Consider the following 16,027-nt stretch of genomic DNA (forward strand, 5'->3'; position numbering starts at 1 on the left):
CACTTGCCGCCGCCGGCGTAGCGGAACCAGCTGCCGCCGATCCCGTACACCTCTTGTTCGCTGCCGTCGGAGTCGGTGGCCACCTGCTTCCAGAAGCCGACCACCTCGCCGATGCGGTCGTCGATGATCACCCGCTGATAGGGGTATCGCCAGCCCTCGAGCCCTTCCATCTCCTGGCCGAGCGCAATGTCGCGGATCTCGTCGATGCCGACGCACATCACGTCTTCTTTCGGGCCGATGTTCCAGCCGTAGGTGGCGTCGTCGGTGTAGAAGTCGGCCAGCCCGCGCCAGTCGCCCTTCCTTTCGGCCTCGCGGTTGGCGTCCAGCCAGCGCTCGACGACGTCTTCGAGTTCGGAACGGGGGAACCCCGATGGTTGCGCCACGCCTAGTCTCCTGTCTCTGTGATGGTTAGTGCTCGGGTGGGGCAGGCCCACGCGGCTTGCTCGACCTCGGCGCGGGCCTCTTCGGGCGGCTCGCTGTCGAGGATCTCGACCTGGCCGCGCTTGGGCACCCGGAAATAGTCGGGCGCCTCGAGCTCGCACATCGCGTGGCCCTGGCACAGGTCCAGGTCGACTTCCACCTTGAAGCCCACTGTTGCGCTCCTCAAGCCCGGCGGCGGTACCGAACGCGGGCGGGCTGGGCCAGCTGCACCACCATCTTGGAGTGGTCGTTGCGGTAGCTGTCCGAGGGCTGCGCCATCTCGAACTCATACTCGCGCAACAACACCGAGAAGATCGTTTTGATCTGCATGGTGGCGAACGCGGCGCCGACGCAGCGGTGCCGGCCCGCGCCGAAGGGTATCCAGGTCCACCGGTTGATCAGGTCTTCCTGCCGCGGCTGCTCGTAGCGCTCGGGCACGAAGCTGTTCGGGTCGGGGAAGTCCTCGGGGATGCGGTTGGAGATCGCCGGCGACGCGGCGACGAGATCGCCCTCGTGGATCGGATGGCCTGCGACCTCGAACTCGCCCTTGGCCACCCGCATCAGGATGATCAGCGGCGGGTGCAGCCGCAGCGTCTCCTTGAGCACGTTCTCCAGGTGCGGAATCTGGCGCAGCGCGTGGAAACTCACCGACTGCCCGTCGGCGTAGAGCTCGTCGAGTTCCTTGGTGACCGCGGCGTAGGCGTCCGGGTGGCGCAGCAGCTCGATCAGCGTCCACGACGCCGTGCCCGAACTGGTGTGGTGCCCGGCGAACATCATCGAGATGAACATGCCGGTGACCTCGTCGGCGGAAAACCGCGGGTTACCCGCCTCGTCCTTGACCGTGATCAGCACATCGAGCATGTCGCGGTCGCTCCGCTCGGCCGGCGGGTTGACGGTGCGGCTGTCCATGATGTCGGCCACCAGCGCCACCAACCCTTTTCGGGCTTCGTCGCGGCGGCGGAAGCTCTCGATCGGCAGGTACGCGTCGACGTATGCCAGCGGGTCGGTGCCGCGCTCGAGCTCGTGGTAGAGGTGCGCGAACCGGCTGTCCAGCTGGTCGCGGAACTTTTTGCCGATCAGGCACCCCGACGAGGTGTAGATCGTCAGCTCGGCGAAGAAGTCGAGCAGGTCGATTTCGCCTTCGTCGCCCCAGTCGGCGATCATCCGGCGCACCTCACCCTCGATGGTGGCCGCGTGGCCCTTCATCTGCTCGCCGCGTAAGGCGGCATTGTGCAGCATCTCCCTGCGCCGCTCCGGATCGGCATCGAAGACAACCCCTTTGCCGAAGATCGGCGTCATGAACGGGTACGCCTCGGCCTGGTCGAGATCGCTGTCGGCGGACCGGAAGAAGAACTCGTTGGCCTCGGCGCCCGAGAGCAGCACCACCTGCTTGCCGGCCAGCTGGAACCAGCCGACGTCGCCGCACTCGTCGCGGACCCGCTGCATCAGGCCGATCGGATCGGTGCGGAACTCCTCGAGATGTCCGTGCTCTTCCGCTCCGCCCGAGACGCGGGGAACTTCTTTGAGTTCGTGGCTTGTCACGGCTCCTCCGGATATCTCAGTTGCCGGCGTTGTTTGGGCGCGCCGGACAGCGGCGCTTCCGGTTGGATCTCCATCGACGCGATGAACCCGCCGCGCGGCGTTTCGGCGACGAACGCGATCGCCCTCGCGAGATCGCAGGCGCGCAGGAAGTAGTCGTGGCGGGCCTGCCCCCACTTGGCCCAGTCCTCCAACATCGGGCCGATCGATTCGGGCGGCAGGCTCCAGCCCATGCCGGTCTTCGTCGGGCCGGGATGCACGATGGACGCGCGCACCCCGGTGCCCTCGAGCTCCATCTGCAGGTTGGTGACCATCGACACCAGCGCCGCCTTCGCGGCGCCGTAGGCGCCCATGTGCGGGCGCTGGCGCAGCGCGACGTCCGAGCCCACGAAGATGAGGTCGCCACGCTGTCGTTCGATCATTCCCGGCAGCACCGCGGTCGCAAGCCGGTTGGCGCCGATCAGGTGGATCTGGATTTGCGACTCGAAGGTGTCGGTGCTGATCTCGTGCAGGCGGCCGAAGAACGTGTCACCGGCACCGGCGACGAGGACCTCGATGTCGCCGAGCTCGTCGGTGGCCCGGTGCACGAAGCCCTTGACGGACTGGGGATCTGTGACGTCGAGTGGAATCGCGATCGCTTCGCCGCCGGCGGCGCGGATCTTTTCGGCCAGCTCCGCGCACTTGTCCGCCCGGCGGGCGCCCAGCGCGACCGGGTACCCGCGGCGCCCCAGCTCCTCGGCGGTGGCGGCGCCGATGCCCGACGAGGCGCCGGCGACGATCGCGGGCCGCCGCTCCGGATGGGGTTCGAAGCGGGGCATCAGGCGGCCTCCACCGTCACCGGCAGATATGCGAATCCGCGCACGTTGCTGGAGTGCACACGTACGGCGGCGCCCTCGTCGACCTCGTAGCGCCGGATGCGTTCGAACAGCCCCGTCAGCGCGACCCGGGCCTCCATGCGCGCAAGATGTGCGCCGAGGCAGAAATGCGCGCCGCTGCCGAAGCTGACCAGCTTGGAGCCGATGTCCCGCCCGATGCGGTAGGCGTCGGCGTCCTCGAACACCCGCCCGTCGCGGTTCGCCGAGCCGGGCAGCAGCAGCAGCACGTCGCCTGCGGGCACCGTGGTGTCGTACAGATCCAGGTCTTCGGCGACGGTGCGTGCCAGGATCTGGCTGGAGGTGTCGTAGCGCAGCGTCTCCTCGACCCACAGCGGGATCCTCGAGTGGTCGGCGTATACGGGTGTGAGTTGGTCGGGGTTCTCATGTCCCCAGTAGGCGGCGTTGGCCAGCAGCTTGGTGGTGGTCTCGTTGCCGGCGATCACCATCAGGAACAGGAACGCCATGATCTCCTCGTCGGTCAGCCGGTCGCCGTCGATCTCGGCCTCCAGCAGCGCCGAGGTCAGATTGTCGGCGGGATGCTTGCGGAACTCCGCGATCAGGCCGGTGTAGTAGGTCATCAGGTGGACGGATGCCTCGACCGCTGACTGGGGCACGTCGGCCAGACCCTCGTCGCGATGCAGCACGCCGTCGGCCAGCCCGCGGATGCGGTCGCGGTCGGGTTCCGGCACGCCCATCAATTCGGAGATCACGTCCATCGGCAGCTTGCCGGCGAACTCGGCGACGAAGTCGAAGGTCGTCGACTGCAATGCGGTGTCGAGGTGTTTGCGGGTCAGTTCGGCCACCCGCGGTTCCAGTTCCCGGATCCGCCGGGGAGTGAATCCCTTGGATACCAGCGTGCGCAGCCGTAGATGGCCGGGGTCGTCCATGGCGAGAAACGACATCACCCGGTACGCCTCCGGGGTGCGGGAGACCGGATCCAGCGAGACGCCGAGCGAGTTCGACAGTGCGGTGCTGTTGCGGAAGCCCCGCAGCACATCGCGGTGCCGCGACAGCGCCCAGAAGTTCAGCTCGGCGTTGTGGTACAGCGGCGCCTCGTCGCGCAGCCGTTTGTAGATCGGGTACGGGTCTTCGTGGAAGCCGTAGTCGTAGGGGTTGAGCACCGGAGCGTCCAGTGCTTCCGACGCCGTGTCGGTCACCATTCGGCACCTCCCATGATCAGCGCGACGACGCCGTCGAGCCGGTCTGCCATCTGGTAGTACGTGACGGATTGGGTGCCCGCCTGCACGAGGGCGCCGTAGAAGATCATTTCCAGGGTCGACAGCACCTCGGGCCACGCGCCGGGACCCAGCGCCGACGCGATGCGGCGGCGCACTTCGAGGCCGATCTTGTCGCGCACCTGGCGCACATCGGGTTCGTCGCCCATCAGAGCGGTCGTCGCCGCGGCGGCCAGCTCCGGCTCGTCGGCCACCAGCAGCGCCAGCTCGTGGAGCTGAGCGGCGACGCGCTGTTGGGTGGTCTGGTTGACGTCGGTAAATAACGGAACGTTGCGCACCAGCCGCAGGTACACCTCGGCGACGAGGGCGTTCTTGGAGGAGAAGTACGTGTACGCGGTGGCCGGCGCCACGCCCGCGCGGGCCGCGACGGCGCGCATGGTCAGATCCGAGTACGAGGTCTCGCGAAGCAACTCGACCGCCGCGTCGAGCACCTTGCGGACGGTCTCCTCCTGGCGGCGGTTGCGTCGGCGTTCGCCGATATGTGTGACAGCGGTCGCCGCTTCACTGGACATGTGTCCAGAATATACCCAATGGCGCTGGCCGGTTCAACTCCCAATGAAAATGCCTGTCATGCAGAGGAATTCCGCTGGGACCCAGCTCCAGCTCTCCGCAGGAGCTTGCCACCCGGCGTTTTCGGAACTACTGTCCCGGGTAGATTGGCAGACAGATGTCCAGGAGTGATGTGTGATGACCACGGTATCCAACAAGGTGACCGAGCTCCTGATCGACGGTTCGCTCGTGCCCGCTCACGGCGGCACCTTCACCACCATCAACCCCGCCACCGAGGAGCCGTTGGGGGAAGCCGCCGACGCCGACGCCGGCGACATGGACCGTGCGATCGCCGCGGCGCGGGAGGCCTTCGACGACACGGACTGGTCTCGCGACACTGCGCTGCGGGTGAATTGCCTGCGCCAGTTGCGCGAGGCGCTGCGCGACGAGATCGAGGACCTGCGCGAGATCACCGTGGCGGAGGTCGGCACTCCGGTGTCGCTGACGCGAGCCGCGCAACTGGAGGGGCCGGTCGACGACCTGGCGTTCGCCACCGACCTCGCCGAGACGTACCCGTGGGCCACCGACCTAGGTGAGGCCTCACCGCTGGGCATCAGGACCAGGCGCACGATCGTGCGCGAACCGTTCGGCGTGGTCGGGGCGGTGACGCCGTGGAACTTCCCGCACCAGATCAACTTCGCCAAGCTGGGACCCGCGCTGGCCGCAGGCAACACCGTGGTGCTGAAGCCGGCCCCGGACACGCCCTGGTGCGCCGCGGAGGTCGGGCGGATCATCGCCGAGAACACCGACTTCCCGCCCGGCGTGATCAACATCGTCACGTCCAGCGACCATCGGGTCGGCGCGCAGTTGGCCACCGATCCCCGCGTCGACCTGGTGTCGTTCACCGGGTCGACCGCGACCGGACGCTCGGTGATGGCGGCCGCGGCGCAGACCATCAAGAAGGTCTTCCTCGAACTCGGCGGCAAGTCCGCGTTCATCGTTCTCGACGACGCCGACATGGCGACCGCATCCGCGGTGGCCGCCTTCACGGTCACCACGCACGCCGGGCAGGGCTGCGCGATCACCACGAGGCTGGTGGTGCCGCGGGAGCGGTACGACGAGGCCGTCGCCGTCGCCACGGGCACGATGGCGGGGATCAAGGTCGGCGATCCGACCGACCCGGCCACCATCTGTGGGCCGCTGATCTCGGCCAGGCAGCGTGACCGTGTCGAGGGCTATCTGCGGTCCGCGACCGAGGACGGCGGATCCTTCGCCTGCGGCGGTGGCCGGCCGGCCGGCCTGGCCACCGGCTTCTACGTTGAGCCGACCGTGATCACCGGCCTGACGAACGATGCGCGCGCCGCACGCGAGGAGATCTTCGGGCCCGTGCTGGTGGTGCTCCCGCACGACGGCGACGCCGATGCCGTGCGCATCGCCAACGACTCGCCGTACGGCTTGTCCGGCACGGTGTTCGGCGCCGACCCGGACAGGGTGAACTGGGTGGCCTCGCGGCTGCGCACCGGGACGGTCAACGTCAACGGCGGGGTGTGGTATTCGGCCGATGCTCCGTTCGGCGGCTACAAGCAGTCGGGCAACGGTCGCGAGATGGGGCTGGCCGGCTTCGAGGAATACCTCGAGTGCAAGCTCATCGCCGAGGCCGTGCGGTAGCGCGCGAATCGACTGCGGAAGGTGGCCAGCATGGGTCAGTTCGACAACAGGGTCGCGATCGTCACCGGATCCGGCGGCGGCATCGGCCGGGCGTACGCGGAGGCGTTGGCCCGTGAGGGCGCAGCAGTCGTGGTCGCGGACATCAACGCCGAGGCCGGCCTCGGTGTCGCCAAGCAGATCGTCGCCGACGGCGGAACGGCGATCCACCTCCCCGTCGACGTCTCCGATCCCGACTCGGCCAAGGCGATGGCCGACCACACCCTCGCCGAGTTCGGTGGCGTCGACTACCTGGTCAACAATGCCGCGATCTACGGCGGCATGAAGCTCGACCTGCTGCTGACCGTGCCGTGGGACTACTACAAGAAGTTCATGAGCGTGAATCTCGACGGGGCGCTTCTGTGCACCCGGGCGGTGTACAAGAAGATGGCCAAGCGTGGTGGCGGCGCGATCGTGAACCAGTCGTCGACCGCGGCGTGGCTGTACGCGAACTTCTACGGCCTGGCCAAGGTCGGCATCAACGGCCTCACCCAACAGCTTTCGCGCGAGTTGGGCGGGATGAACATCCGGATCAACGCGATCGCGCCGGGCCCGATCGACACCGAGGCCACCCGAACGACAACGCCCCGGGAGATGGTCGCCGACATCGTGAAGGCGATCCCGCTGAGCAGGATGGGCACGCCCGACGATCTGGTTCCCATGTGCCTGTTCTTGTTGTCGGATCAGGCGAGGTGGATCACCGGGCAGATCTTCAATGTCGATGGCGGCCAGATCATCCGGTCTTGACGGAACGGAAATCATGACAGCTCCCGAGGATGTGAAGCTGGGCTATATCGGCCTGGGCAACATGGGTGCGCCGATGGCCAGGCGGCTGGTGGACTGGCCGGGCGGGCTCATCGTGTACGACGTGCGGACCGAGGCGATGACCCCCCTGGCCGAGGCCGGAGCGCGTTTGGCCGACAGCGTCGCCGATGCCGCGGCCGCCGGCATCATCAGCATCGCCGTGCTCAATGACGAACAGGTGCGGGAGGTGGTCGGCGAACTCGCGCGCAAGGCCACGCCCGGCACCGTCATCGCGATCCACTCCACGATCAGCGACACCACCGCTGTCGAACTCGCGAACGAGCTGGAACCGCGAGGGATCCATGTCGTCGACGCCCCGGTCAGCGGTGGCGCGGCGGCGGCCGAAAAGGGTGAGCTGGCAACGATGGTGGGCGCGGACCGCGAGGTGTACGAGCGGGTGAAGCCGGCGTTCAAGCGGTGGGCGTCGCTGGTGATCCACGCCGGTGAGCCCGGGGCGGGCACCCGGATGAAGCTGGCCCGCAACATGCTCACGTTCACCTCCTACGCCGCCGCGTGCGAAGCGATGAAGCTCGCCGAGCAGGCCGGACTGGATCTGCAGGCACTCGGCCGGGTGGTACGTCACACCGATGCGCTCACCGGCGGCCCGGGCGCGATCATGGTCCGAGACAACATGAAACCCCTTGACCCGGACAACTTCCTGTATGACGCCTTCCTGCACACCCGAGGGCTGGGGGAGAAGGACCTGAGCCTTGCGCTCGCCCTCGGTGAGGCGGTGTCAGTGGATCTGCCGCTGGCCGAAGTGGCGCGCCAGAACCTGGCGGCCGGCCTCGGGGTGCCGCACACCGCGCCGAACACAGAGGAATGACCATGGACGAATTGCGCCGCAAGGGCCTGGCGAAGATGAACGAGGTCTACGCGTGGGAGATGCCCGACATGCCCGGCGAGTACTTCGCGCTGACCGTTGACCACCTTTTCGGCAGCATCTGGACCCGGCCGGGCCTGTCGATGCGCGACAAACGGCTGATGACGCTGTCCGTGGTCACCGCACTGGGGCTGCAGGACCTCGCGGAGGTACAGGTCAACGCCGCCTTGCACAACGAGGAGCTCACCGAGGACGAACTGCGCGAGATGGCCATCTTCCTGACCCACTACGTGGGCTTCCCTCTCGGATCGGGCCTCAACGGGGTGATCGAACGAGTGGTCGCCAAGCGCAGGAAGGCCGCATCAGCCGGCCACGCCGAGGACAAGAGGGCCAACGTCAACGCCGCCGTCGAGATGAACACCGGGCGGACCCTCGATGGCTAGCAGCTACGCCGGCCTCTCCCGCGACCAGCTGGCCACCCTCGTTCCCGAGCTGCTGCTGATCGGTCAGATGATCGACCGGTCCGGAATGGCCTGGTGCATCCAGAAATTCGGGCGCGAAGAAATGCTGCAGGTCGCGATCGAGGAGTGGGCCGCCGCCAGCCCGATCTACACGAAGCGGATGCAGAAGGCATTGAAGTTCGAGGGCGACGACGTCGTCACGATCTTCAAGGGCCTCCAGCTCGACATCGGCGCGCCGCCGCAGTTCATGGATTTCCGCTACACCGTCCACGATCGCTGGCATGGCGAATTCCGCCTCGACTACTGCGGCGCGCTGATGGACGTCGAGCCGCTGGGTGAGGACTATGTGCGCGGGATGTGCCATGACATCGAGGATCCGACGTTCGACGCCACCGCTGTGGCCACGAATCCGAGGGCCCGGGTGCGGCCCATCCACCGGCCGCCGAGGGTTCCGGAGGACCGGCATCCGCATTGCGCGTGGACGGTGATCATCGACGAGTCCTACCCACCGGTGGCTGGAATCCCTGCGCTCGACGTCGTGAGCCGAACACGCGCCGCGGCAACCAGACTCGACGAGATCGACGCCGATGACGAAGGGGCGAGTGACTATTCGGGGCCGTTGTTGTCCGATTTCGATTTCGCCGCGTTCTCTCATTCGGCGCTGGTGCGCATCGCCGACGAGGTGTGCCTGCAGATGCATCTGCTGAACCTGTCATTCGCCATCGCGGTGCGACAACGTGCCGGCGAGGACACCGGGTTGGCCAGGTCGATCTGCACCAAGCAGTTGACCGGTGTGGCCGGCGTGGCTGCCGAACGCATCCACCGCGCGCTGTCGCTGCCGGGCGGCGTCGACGGCGCGATGCGGGTGATCGAACTTCACCCGTTGTTCAATCCGGCCGCCTACGTCGACGCCGGGGTCGACGGCGACACCGTACACGTTCGTCGGGCACCTGCGCACGACGATGGGGCCTGGATCGCGTTGTGCTCACCCGACGAAAAACGGCCGCTGCAAGCCATCGCCCACGCCGTCGACCCGCACCTCGACGTGCAGGTCAGTGGGACCGGCGACGACTGGATGGCAACAGTGGTCCGCACCGGGACCGCGGCGGCGCAACTACCGGAAGTGTCGGTGGCACGAGTCAGCGGCGGCGCCACCTTCGAGTTCAAGCCGCGGCGGTCGCTGCCGCTCACCGTGGTCTGACGGGCGCTCACCGCATCACGGTTGCCGGCGGCATCACGGTGTCCAGTTGTGTCAGGGTGTCCGACAGTCCCGCGGCGCGCCGGATTTCGGCGAGGTCGCAGACCATCGCGTCCGTGACCTCGTGCGGATCGTCAAGCGTCGCACCGTCGGTGAGCACCGAGATGTTCAACTGGTCGACGTAGCTCCACACCGTGATGTTCATGCCGCTGCCGGCGGTCAACGGGCCGACCGAGTAGATTTCACGAACCACGGCGCCGGCCACCCTGCCCCGTTCGCGCGGGCCGGCGACATTGGACACCGTCAGGTTGAGCACCTTGCTCGGCCGCTCGCTGCGGGCCGCCCGCCCGAAGATCGCCTCGGCCGGCGCCGGCGGGAGGTAGGACGACCACCGCGCGACCAGCTCCGGGCCGAGGAGGTGGTGGCTCTCCTTGGCCGACTCCGCCGCGAGGTGGACCTGCTCGACGCGCTCCAACGGGTAGCACACGTGCGTCGGCAGCGCGACGAGGATGCCGGTGAACTTGTTGCCCGACACGCGATTGACGTCTCTGTCCAGACTCACCGGGACCGAAACCAGCAGCGGATGCTCAGCCTTGCCGTCGTATTTCAGCAGTAGTTGCCGCAACGCCCCCGCCGACATCGCGAGCACCAGATCGTTGATCGTGACACCCAGCTGCCTGCACGCTTCCTTGACGTCGGCCAGCGCCAGCGACGCGGTCGCGAACCTGCGTTCCGGGGTGATGACGTGGTTGATGAACGTCTGCGGCGGGGTGAAGGGCCGCGTCAGTGACGGCGACAGCCTGCGGGGACTGCGGCGAACCCGCCCGACCCCGTCGGCGGTGTACTTCAGCACCCCGGGCAGCCGCCCTATCTGGCGCAGATGGTCTCGGAACGCGGCGCCCATCAGCTCCGAACTCGACGGGGCCGGGTCGGTTTCGTACAAGTCGCGATCGCTTTCCGGCGGGTCCAGGACGTCCATCGCGCGTGCCATCAAGTTCGCCGACGCGACGCCGTCCGCCAGGGCGTGATGCACCTTGGTGATCACGCCGACCTGGCCGCCGGCCAGGCCCTCGACGAAGTACATCACCCACAGGGGCCTGCTGCGGTCCAGCGGCGTGCTGGCGATCTCGCCGATCGCGTCGTCGAATTCGCGGCGGCCGCCCGGGCTGGGCAGTTCCAGCGGGCGGACGTGATATTCCAGGTCGACCTCGCAGTTTTCGCGCCACATCGGGTGGTGGAACTTCAGCGGGATGTCCACCAGCCGGTAGCGCAACGGGTCCAGCTTGTACAGCCGGCCGTGCAACGTGCTGCGGAACGCCTTCAGGTCCAGTGTGCCGTTGACGCCGCCGACGTCGATCACTCCCGCCTTGATCGTGTGCATGTGCACGTTGGGCGTCTCGCTGTACAGCAGCATCGCGTCCCACCCGCTGAGTCTCTTCACGCCCCACCTCGCTCGTCGCACCCGCCCGTTCCAGGCCTATACAACCGTGAACTCCACGTCGGCGGCAGATTTCGGTGAACGCGCCGCGCCGTGCACGGCCGGTTTCTGCAGTGCGGGCGCAACCCAGCGGCTCAGATAGCGGCGCAGGTCGGCGCCGGTACGCACCGGTCGCCCCGGATCGACCATGAACGACTGGATCACCCGCAGCAGGTGTTCGGCGAGCTCGTCGAGGTGGTCGCCGGTGTACCCGGCGGCGGCCCAGTCGACGTCGAAACGCCCGAGCATGGTCCGCGCGAAGTCGACCGCGACATCGGAGGTGACCGCACCGATGACGGCATGCCGCCGGTCGGGGCCCGGCAGCAGGCCGATGTGTTTGTCGTTCGGCAGCCACTCCAGCGTGGTCGCGATGCCCTCCACGACGGCGTCGGCGGGGTCGGTGATCCCGGCGACATGGTGGGCCAGCCGGTCCAGCAACCCGTTGGCGGCGTCGGTCGCGGTGGCGATCAGCAGCGCCTCGGTGCTGGGGAAGTACCGGTAGACGGTCTGCCGCGTCACCCCCAGCGTGCGGGCCACATCGGCGATGCTGATGTCGGCTCCGGCCGAATCGATGGCTTTGCGTGCCGCGGTGAGGATTCGCTCGACGGCCTCCTCGTCGGAGGCGGGCGTCGAGCCCGCCCACCCGTGGGTGCGCACTAGCGGCTCTCCTGTGACGACGAGCCGACCATACGGAAATGATAAGTCTCGGCGGCGTATACGGCTTCACCGATGCGCCACACCCCGCACCGCCGCCTCCTGCTGATCCTGGCCGGTGGACTGACCGCCGTGATCGCGGCGGTGGTTGCCGTTTCGTTGCTGGTCACGCCTGCCATCCCCCGATGTGTCTGCCCACCCGATTGCGGGCGGCCTCCGATCGGCACACCGGTCGAATCCAATCCCCGGTTCACCGCAGCCGACGGCGGGTTCTCGGTGGAATAGCCCGGCCCGGGCACGGCCTATGAGGCGACGTTCAATCCCAACGGGGTGGACCTCAGCTTCGTCCGCGGTGATACCGGCAAGCTGGAGCTCTTCGGTGAGCCGGCCCGGGATCGCACGCCACCCCGGATCGCCGATGACCCGGGAGTACCCCGACGCCGCCAAGGTTTACGAGATCCCCAACGCCATGGTGGGCTACCAACCGGGCTACGGCGAGGTGGCCGATGACCACCCCCAGGATTCCGCCGGCAAGTACGTGCGCCTTCGGCTGCTGGTCATGGTGGCCGTGAAAAGCGGCCTCGCCCCGGTCGCCGCCGCGGTCGGGCCCTACCACCAGTTCAGCCCGGACTTCGGCAGCGGCCATCCGTCGGGGGCCAACCTCGAACTTGCGTTGGATATGGGCAAGTACGTCAACAGCTTTCAATGGCGAGGCGATCCACCCCGCTAGTTCGCTCCGTTGCTAGTTCGTGAACAGGTTCCGGTGTTCGGCGACCCACCCCGCAAACGAGCGGGCGGCCCGGCCCAGGATCTTCTCGACGTCATGGGTCACCAGCGCCGGTTTGTCGACCGTGGCTGACAGCAATGCGACGTAGGCATCGCCGAATTCGGCGGGAAACCCCAGCCCGAGGAACCTCTGACGAACCAGGTCGGCCGGGATTTCCCGGTAGCGCAGGGGCCGGCCGAGCACGGTGCCGATGATCTCGACGAGCTCCTCGTTGGTAAGCGACTGCGGCCCGGTCAATTCCACCTTCTGGCCGACGAGATCGTCGCCGAGCAGTGCCCTTGCGGCGACGGCGCCGATGTCGCTTTCGGCGATCGGCGCACTGGCCGCCGACGCGTACGGGCCGTTGACGATGTCGCCGGCGCGGATCTGCGCCGACCACATGCCGGCGAAGTTCGACGCGAACAGCGACGGTCGCAGGCTCACCCACTGCAGCCCGGACTCGATGGCCAGCTGCTCGACCTCTTTGTTCCGGTCGCCGCGGAACCGCGACGGCTGGCGGGAGAAGTCGTCGTCGGCGTTTATCGCCGACAGGGCGACGAGCCGGCTGACCCCCTCGCGGCGGGCCGCCTCGATCGTCGCGGTCATTTCGTCGCCCAGCGCGCGGGAATTCAGGAACACGGCCGACGCGCCGGGAATCGCGGCCGTGGCCGAGTCCACTGGCTCGGCGCCGGCGGGAAGGCCGTGCGCATCGGGGCGGCGGCTGACCGCCCGCACGTTCGCGCCTGCGTTGACGAGTTCTTCGACGAGCGGGCGGCCGACGTTGCCGGTCGCCCCGGTGATAACAATGGTCATGTGAGAAAGGACGGTGCGCGCGGTGAGAAAGTTACCCACCGGCGGGTAACTTTTGGCCGCGCCGGTCCGTCGTGTACTCATGACTGATTCGTCGCCGGCAGCCGCCGATGACCGGCTGGTCGACGCGTGGCGAAGCCACCGGCCCTACCTCGTCAACCTGGCCTACCAGATGCTCGGGGACATCGGCGGGGCGGAGGACGTGGCGCAGGAGGCCTACCTGCGGTTGGCCAACGCCGACCTGGGTGAAATCAACGACGTCCGTGCCTGGTTGACGGTTGTCGCCGGGCGCCTGTGCCTGGACCAGGTCCGTTCGGCGCGCGCGCGGCGTGAACAGCCCGGGCCCCAGACGGCGTTACAGGCGGGACCGGCGCTGAATCAGTCGCGCGATGTCGACCCGGCCGATCGGGTGACGCTCGACGACCAGATCAGCGGCGCGCTGCTCGAGGTGCTTCGTCGCCTCAGCCCGGGTGAGCGGGTGGCGTTCGTGCTTCACGACGTCTTCGAGGTTCCGTTCGACGCGATCGCCCAGACCGTGGGGCGCCCCGTCGGAACGTGCCGCCAACTCGCCCGCCGGGCGCGCGCGAAGATCCACACCGCGCGACCCGGCGTCTCTGAGGTGACGAGTGTCCAACACCAGCTCGTCACCGAGAAGTTCATCTCCGCGTGCGCCGGCGGCGACCTTCAGGCGCTGACCGCGGTGCTGGATCCCACGGTCTGGGGCGTCGGCACCGTCTTGGCCGAACCGGCCCCACCGCCGCAGGTCAACTACGGTCCCACCGCCGTGGCGACCAACTTGCTGCGCTACCTGGGGCCGGGCGCCACGCTGGTCAGCGGGCCGGTCGGCGAACCGGTGTTGCTCGCCTACGCACAGCGGCGGCTCTTTGCCCTCATCGTGCTCACGGTGCGAAACAACCTCGTCGTGAAGATCGAAGCGACGGCCGACCCCGCCGCGCGCGGCATGGGATCAGGCGGGTGAAACGCCGCCTCAGCGGTTCTTCGGGGGCGGATAGACGGCCCTGGCGATCGTTGCCGATAGCCACCCGATTACCCACCCACCGAACACCAGCATGAACGTGTGTCGAGTGGCGGTGTCGGTCTCGGCCCAGACCACGGCCAAGATGATGGCCCACCCGATCGCGCAACCGATGCTCTACGCCGTGTACGTGTTTCGCCGCCATCGCATCATGCGAACCTACCGCAACGTTGCCGTGTTGCAGTCGAGAGCGCGATGCTGGGCGGTGAGTGTTGCGGCGCGGGGCGCGAATTCGTCACTGCGCCGATCGTTGGATGTGTTTCCTTGACCGCCGCTTCGGTCCGAGATCGAAAGCGAATCAGCAGTTCTCGCTGCACCGGGCGAGCACCGGGCGCGGTGTGAGTCCACGTCCCGGCAAACGCGACCAAGGTGGGAGCTAGATTGATTGGGGAAGGCGGCGGGCATGGGTGACCATGCCCGCGGGATGGGAGGCATCATGACGACAGCGGATCGATACGTCGAGGCAGTCAACAACGCCGATTCTGCGGCGCTGCTTGCGCTGTTCGCCGAGGACGCCATTCTGACGCATCCGGTGGGCACCGACCGGGGGCACATCGAGATCGCCGACTTTCACAATGACGTCGTGTTCGCCGGCCAGCTCCGGATGACGATCACCCGGCACATCGAGCAAGGCAACGTCGAAGTGGCGCAACTGCAGGGCACCAGCCCGCTCGACGAGGACGGCACGACCGTCTACACCGTCGACATCTTCGAGCTCAACGACGACGGGCTGGTGCAGAACCTCGACATCTACTACCGCTGACGGTCCAGGCCCACGTCGTCGCGGAACCGTTTCATGCCGTCCACCTTCTCGGCCGGCGTGGCGTCGCGGCCGCTGTAGAACATCCACGGCATCGTCAGGATGTGGGTGACGCCGCCGTCCTCGGCGCGTTCGTAGTCCGCCGGGGTGAGCGCGTCGATCAGCGGCGCGAGCACCGCGAATTCGCGGTCGGATCGTTGCTGCTCGTCGCGGTATTTGCGGAGTCGCTGGGCGACGGCGATCGCGTCGTCGGTGGTGATCATGTCTCCCACCCAGCCGTCGTAGCGCGCAGCGCGCCGTAACGCGACGTCGGTGAGCCCACCGACCCAGATCGGTATCGGCGGCGGCGTCGGGGACATCTCCAGCCGCGGGGCGCGGTAGAACTCGCCGTCGAACTCCGTCCAGCCGGGCGACCACAGCGCCCGCATCAGCTCGACCATCTCGTCGGTTCGTCTGCCGCGCCGATCGAACCGGGCGTTGAGCAGCTCGAACTCCTCGGCGCACCACCCCACTCCGAGCCCGAGTTCAACGCGCCCGTCGGCGAGGAGCGCCGCCGTCCCGATCGTCTTGGCCGCGCTGTAGGGGTCACGCAGCGCGGCCACGTACACAGTGGTGACGAACCGGAGACGCTGCGTGCACTGCGCGAGCGCGCCGATCAGCACCCAGGGGTCCGGCCAGTCGGTGAACGGCGCCCACCGACGGCTGCCGTCGCGGGTGTAGGGGTAGGGCGTGGACAAGGCCTCGAGGTTGACCACGTGATCGGGTATGCCGAGCCCGTCGTAGCCGAGCTCGTCGGCCGCCTTCGCGATCTCGACGATCTCCCGGGTGTCGAGGTAGCCGGTGCTGATGTAGTACTTCACGGCTCACCCTAACCGGGATAGGAAACCATCAGCTCCTTGACGCCGTTGATCCATCCGGATCGGAGGCGTTGCGGCTCCGACAGTTTCGCGATGTTCGGCATGATATCGGCGATCTC

The 16,027-nt window shown here is 67.7% G+C and carries 20 protein-coding genes; 9 read left to right on the forward strand and 11 right to left on the reverse strand.

What is annotated here, in order from left to right; translation table 11 throughout:
- The 6 genes from VKG81_RS18595 to VKG81_RS18620 all read right to left on the reverse strand — a co-directional run.
- Window positions 1-383, reverse strand: a 383-nt coding sequence (locus VKG81_RS18595) for a nuclear transport factor 2 family protein (protein ID WP_324398066.1), incomplete at its 3' end; no start/stop codon positions are given.
- Window positions 384-385: 2 nt separating this feature from the next.
- Window positions 386-592, reverse strand: a complete 207-nt coding sequence (locus VKG81_RS18600; RefSeq protein ID WP_324398068.1) for a ferredoxin — start codon at window positions 590-592, stop codon at window positions 386-388.
- Window positions 593-603: 11 nt separating this feature from the next.
- Window positions 604-1,962 carry a cytochrome P450 gene (locus VKG81_RS18605; RefSeq protein WP_324398070.1) on the reverse strand — a complete coding sequence of 453 codons (1,359 nt, stop codon included), beginning with the start codon at window positions 1,960-1,962 and terminating at the stop codon, window positions 604-606.
- Complete coding sequence (locus tag VKG81_RS18610) at window positions 1,959-2,777, reverse strand: SDR family oxidoreductase (protein WP_324398072.1); 819 nt, start codon at window positions 2,775-2,777, stop codon at window positions 1,959-1,961. Before VKG81_RS18610 ends, VKG81_RS18605 begins: the two co-directional genes overlap by 4 nt.
- Window positions 2,777-3,967, reverse strand: a complete 1,191-nt coding sequence (locus VKG81_RS18615; protein ID WP_324398095.1) for a cytochrome P450 — start codon at window positions 3,965-3,967, stop codon at window positions 2,777-2,779. The genes VKG81_RS18610 and VKG81_RS18615 overlap by 1 nt, the downstream gene beginning before the upstream one ends.
- A 20-nt stretch (window positions 3,968-3,987) precedes the next feature.
- Entirely contained in the window at window positions 3,988-4,581 is a 594-nt protein-coding gene (locus tag VKG81_RS18620; protein ID WP_324398074.1) for a TetR family transcriptional regulator, read from the reverse strand.
- Between the two features lie 175 nt (window positions 4,582-4,756).
- Here VKG81_RS18620 and VKG81_RS18625 point away from each other — a divergent pair, with 175 nt between their 5' ends.
- Genes VKG81_RS18625 through VKG81_RS18645 form a run of 5 tightly spaced genes read left to right on the forward strand, consistent with a single transcriptional unit; the run spans window position 4,757 to window position 9,551 of the window.
- Window positions 4,757-6,226: an aldehyde dehydrogenase gene (locus tag VKG81_RS18625; RefSeq protein ID WP_324398096.1), complete on the forward strand. Its 1,470-nt coding sequence runs from the start codon at window positions 4,757-4,759 to the stop codon at window positions 6,224-6,226.
- Window positions 6,227-6,256: 30 nt separating this feature from the next.
- The gene (locus VKG81_RS18630) at window positions 6,257-7,009 is read left to right on the forward strand and encodes an SDR family oxidoreductase (RefSeq protein ID WP_324398075.1); all 753 of its coding nucleotides are present in this window, start codon (window positions 6,257-6,259) and stop codon (window positions 7,007-7,009) included.
- Window positions 7,010-7,022: 13 nt separating this feature from the next.
- Complete coding sequence (locus VKG81_RS18635; RefSeq protein WP_324398077.1) at window positions 7,023-7,892, forward strand: NAD(P)-dependent oxidoreductase; 870 nt, start codon at window positions 7,023-7,025, stop codon at window positions 7,890-7,892.
- 2 nt (window positions 7,893-7,894) lie between these two features.
- Window positions 7,895-8,332: a carboxymuconolactone decarboxylase family protein gene (locus VKG81_RS18640; protein ID WP_324398078.1), complete on the forward strand. Its 438-nt coding sequence runs from the start codon at window positions 7,895-7,897 to the stop codon at window positions 8,330-8,332.
- A complete protein-coding gene (locus VKG81_RS18645; protein WP_324398080.1) occupies window positions 8,325-9,551 on the forward strand; it encodes a hypothetical protein in 1,227 nt (408 codons plus the stop codon). Before VKG81_RS18640 ends, VKG81_RS18645 begins: the two co-directional genes overlap by 8 nt.
- Before the next feature lie 7 nt (window positions 9,552-9,558).
- Here the strand turns inward: VKG81_RS18645 and VKG81_RS18650 are convergent, their stop codons facing one another.
- Together VKG81_RS18650 and VKG81_RS18655 are read right to left on the reverse strand one after the other, a co-directional pair.
- Window positions 9,559-10,989 carry a wax ester/triacylglycerol synthase family O-acyltransferase gene (locus VKG81_RS18650; RefSeq protein ID WP_324398082.1) on the reverse strand — a complete coding sequence of 477 codons (1,431 nt, stop codon included), beginning with the start codon at window positions 10,987-10,989 and terminating at the stop codon, window positions 9,559-9,561.
- A gap of 36 nt (window positions 10,990-11,025) precedes the next feature.
- Window positions 11,026-11,682 (reverse strand): TetR/AcrR family transcriptional regulator, encoded by a 657-nt coding sequence (locus VKG81_RS18655; RefSeq protein ID WP_324398083.1) that lies wholly within the window; start codon window positions 11,680-11,682, stop codon window positions 11,026-11,028.
- 72 nt (window positions 11,683-11,754) lie between these two features.
- Between VKG81_RS18655 and VKG81_RS18660 the strand changes: the two genes are divergently transcribed.
- Entirely contained in the window at window positions 11,755-11,964 is a 210-nt protein-coding gene (locus VKG81_RS18660; protein WP_324398085.1) for a hypothetical protein, read from the forward strand.
- 94 nt (window positions 11,965-12,058) lie between these two features.
- On the forward strand, window positions 12,059-12,409 hold the full coding sequence (locus tag VKG81_RS18665; RefSeq protein WP_324398086.1) for a hypothetical protein: 351 nt from the start codon (window positions 12,059-12,061) through the stop codon (window positions 12,407-12,409).
- 12 nt (window positions 12,410-12,421) lie between these two features.
- Here VKG81_RS18665 and VKG81_RS18670 read toward each other — a convergent pair whose 3' ends face one another.
- The gene (locus VKG81_RS18670) at window positions 12,422-13,258 is read right to left on the reverse strand and encodes an NAD(P)H-binding protein (RefSeq protein ID WP_324398088.1); all 837 of its coding nucleotides are present in this window, start codon (window positions 13,256-13,258) and stop codon (window positions 12,422-12,424) included.
- A 79-nt stretch (window positions 13,259-13,337) separates the two neighbouring features.
- Between VKG81_RS18670 and sigI the strand changes: the two genes are divergently transcribed.
- Window positions 13,338-14,234 (forward strand): RNA polymerase sigma factor SigI, encoded by an 897-nt coding sequence (gene sigI / locus VKG81_RS18675; RefSeq protein ID WP_324398089.1) that lies wholly within the window; start codon window positions 13,338-13,340, stop codon window positions 14,232-14,234.
- 9 nt (window positions 14,235-14,243) lie between these two features.
- Here the strand turns inward: sigI and VKG81_RS18680 are convergent, their stop codons facing one another.
- Window positions 14,244-14,369 (reverse strand): hypothetical protein, encoded by a 126-nt coding sequence (locus VKG81_RS18680; RefSeq protein ID WP_324398091.1) that lies wholly within the window; start codon window positions 14,367-14,369, stop codon window positions 14,244-14,246.
- 358 nt (window positions 14,370-14,727) lie between these two features.
- On the opposite strand from VKG81_RS18680, the gene VKG81_RS18685 reads away from it, so the two are divergent.
- Window positions 14,728-15,054, forward strand: coding sequence for a nuclear transport factor 2 family protein (locus VKG81_RS18685; protein ID WP_324398092.1), 327 nt, complete (start codon window positions 14,728-14,730; stop codon window positions 15,052-15,054).
- Here the strand turns inward: VKG81_RS18685 and VKG81_RS18690 are convergent.
- Complete coding sequence (locus VKG81_RS18690) at window positions 15,045-15,911, reverse strand: TIGR03619 family F420-dependent LLM class oxidoreductase (RefSeq protein WP_324398093.1); 867 nt, start codon at window positions 15,909-15,911, stop codon at window positions 15,045-15,047. The two genes, VKG81_RS18685 and VKG81_RS18690, sit on opposite strands and share 10 nt — an antisense overlap.
- Window positions 15,912-16,027: the final 116 nt, after the last annotated feature.

The organism is Mycobacterium sp. (assembly GCF_035314905.1).
In the GTDB taxonomy this organism is placed as follows: Bacteria; Actinomycetota; Actinomycetes; order Mycobacteriales; family Mycobacteriaceae; genus Mycobacterium.

Bases quoted from the DNA above. Each gene is read 5' to 3' on its own strand.
- VKG81_RS18670 (WP_324398088.1), bottom strand. From the start codon at position 13,258: ATGACCATTGTTATCACCGGGGCGACCGGCAACGTCGGCCGCCCGCTC.
- VKG81_RS18625 (WP_324398096.1), top strand. From the start codon at position 4,757: ATGACCACGGTATCCAACAAGGTGACCGAGCTCCTGATCGACGGTTCG.
- VKG81_RS18620 (WP_324398074.1), bottom strand. From the start codon at position 4,581: ATGTCCAGTGAAGCGGCGACCGCTGTCACACATATCGGCGAACGCCGA.
- VKG81_RS18645 (WP_324398080.1), top strand. From the start codon at position 8,325: ATGGCTAGCAGCTACGCCGGCCTCTCCCGCGACCAGCTGGCCACCCTC.
- VKG81_RS18640 (WP_324398078.1), top strand. From the start codon at position 7,895: ATGGACGAATTGCGCCGCAAGGGCCTGGCGAAGATGAACGAGGTCTAC.
- VKG81_RS18635 (WP_324398077.1), top strand. From the start codon at position 7,023: ATGACAGCTCCCGAGGATGTGAAGCTGGGCTATATCGGCCTGGGCAAC.
- VKG81_RS18685 (WP_324398092.1), top strand. From the start codon at position 14,728: ATGACGACAGCGGATCGATACGTCGAGGCAGTCAACAACGCCGATTCT.
- sigI (WP_324398089.1), top strand. From the start codon at position 13,338: ATGACTGATTCGTCGCCGGCAGCCGCCGATGACCGGCTGGTCGACGCG.
- VKG81_RS18630 (WP_324398075.1), top strand. From the start codon at position 6,257: ATGGGTCAGTTCGACAACAGGGTCGCGATCGTCACCGGATCCGGCGGC.
- VKG81_RS18610 (WP_324398072.1), bottom strand. From the start codon at position 2,777: ATGCCCCGCTTCGAACCCCATCCGGAGCGGCGGCCCGCGATCGTCGCC.
- VKG81_RS18660 (WP_324398085.1), top strand. From the start codon at position 11,755: ATGCGCCACACCCCGCACCGCCGCCTCCTGCTGATCCTGGCCGGTGGA.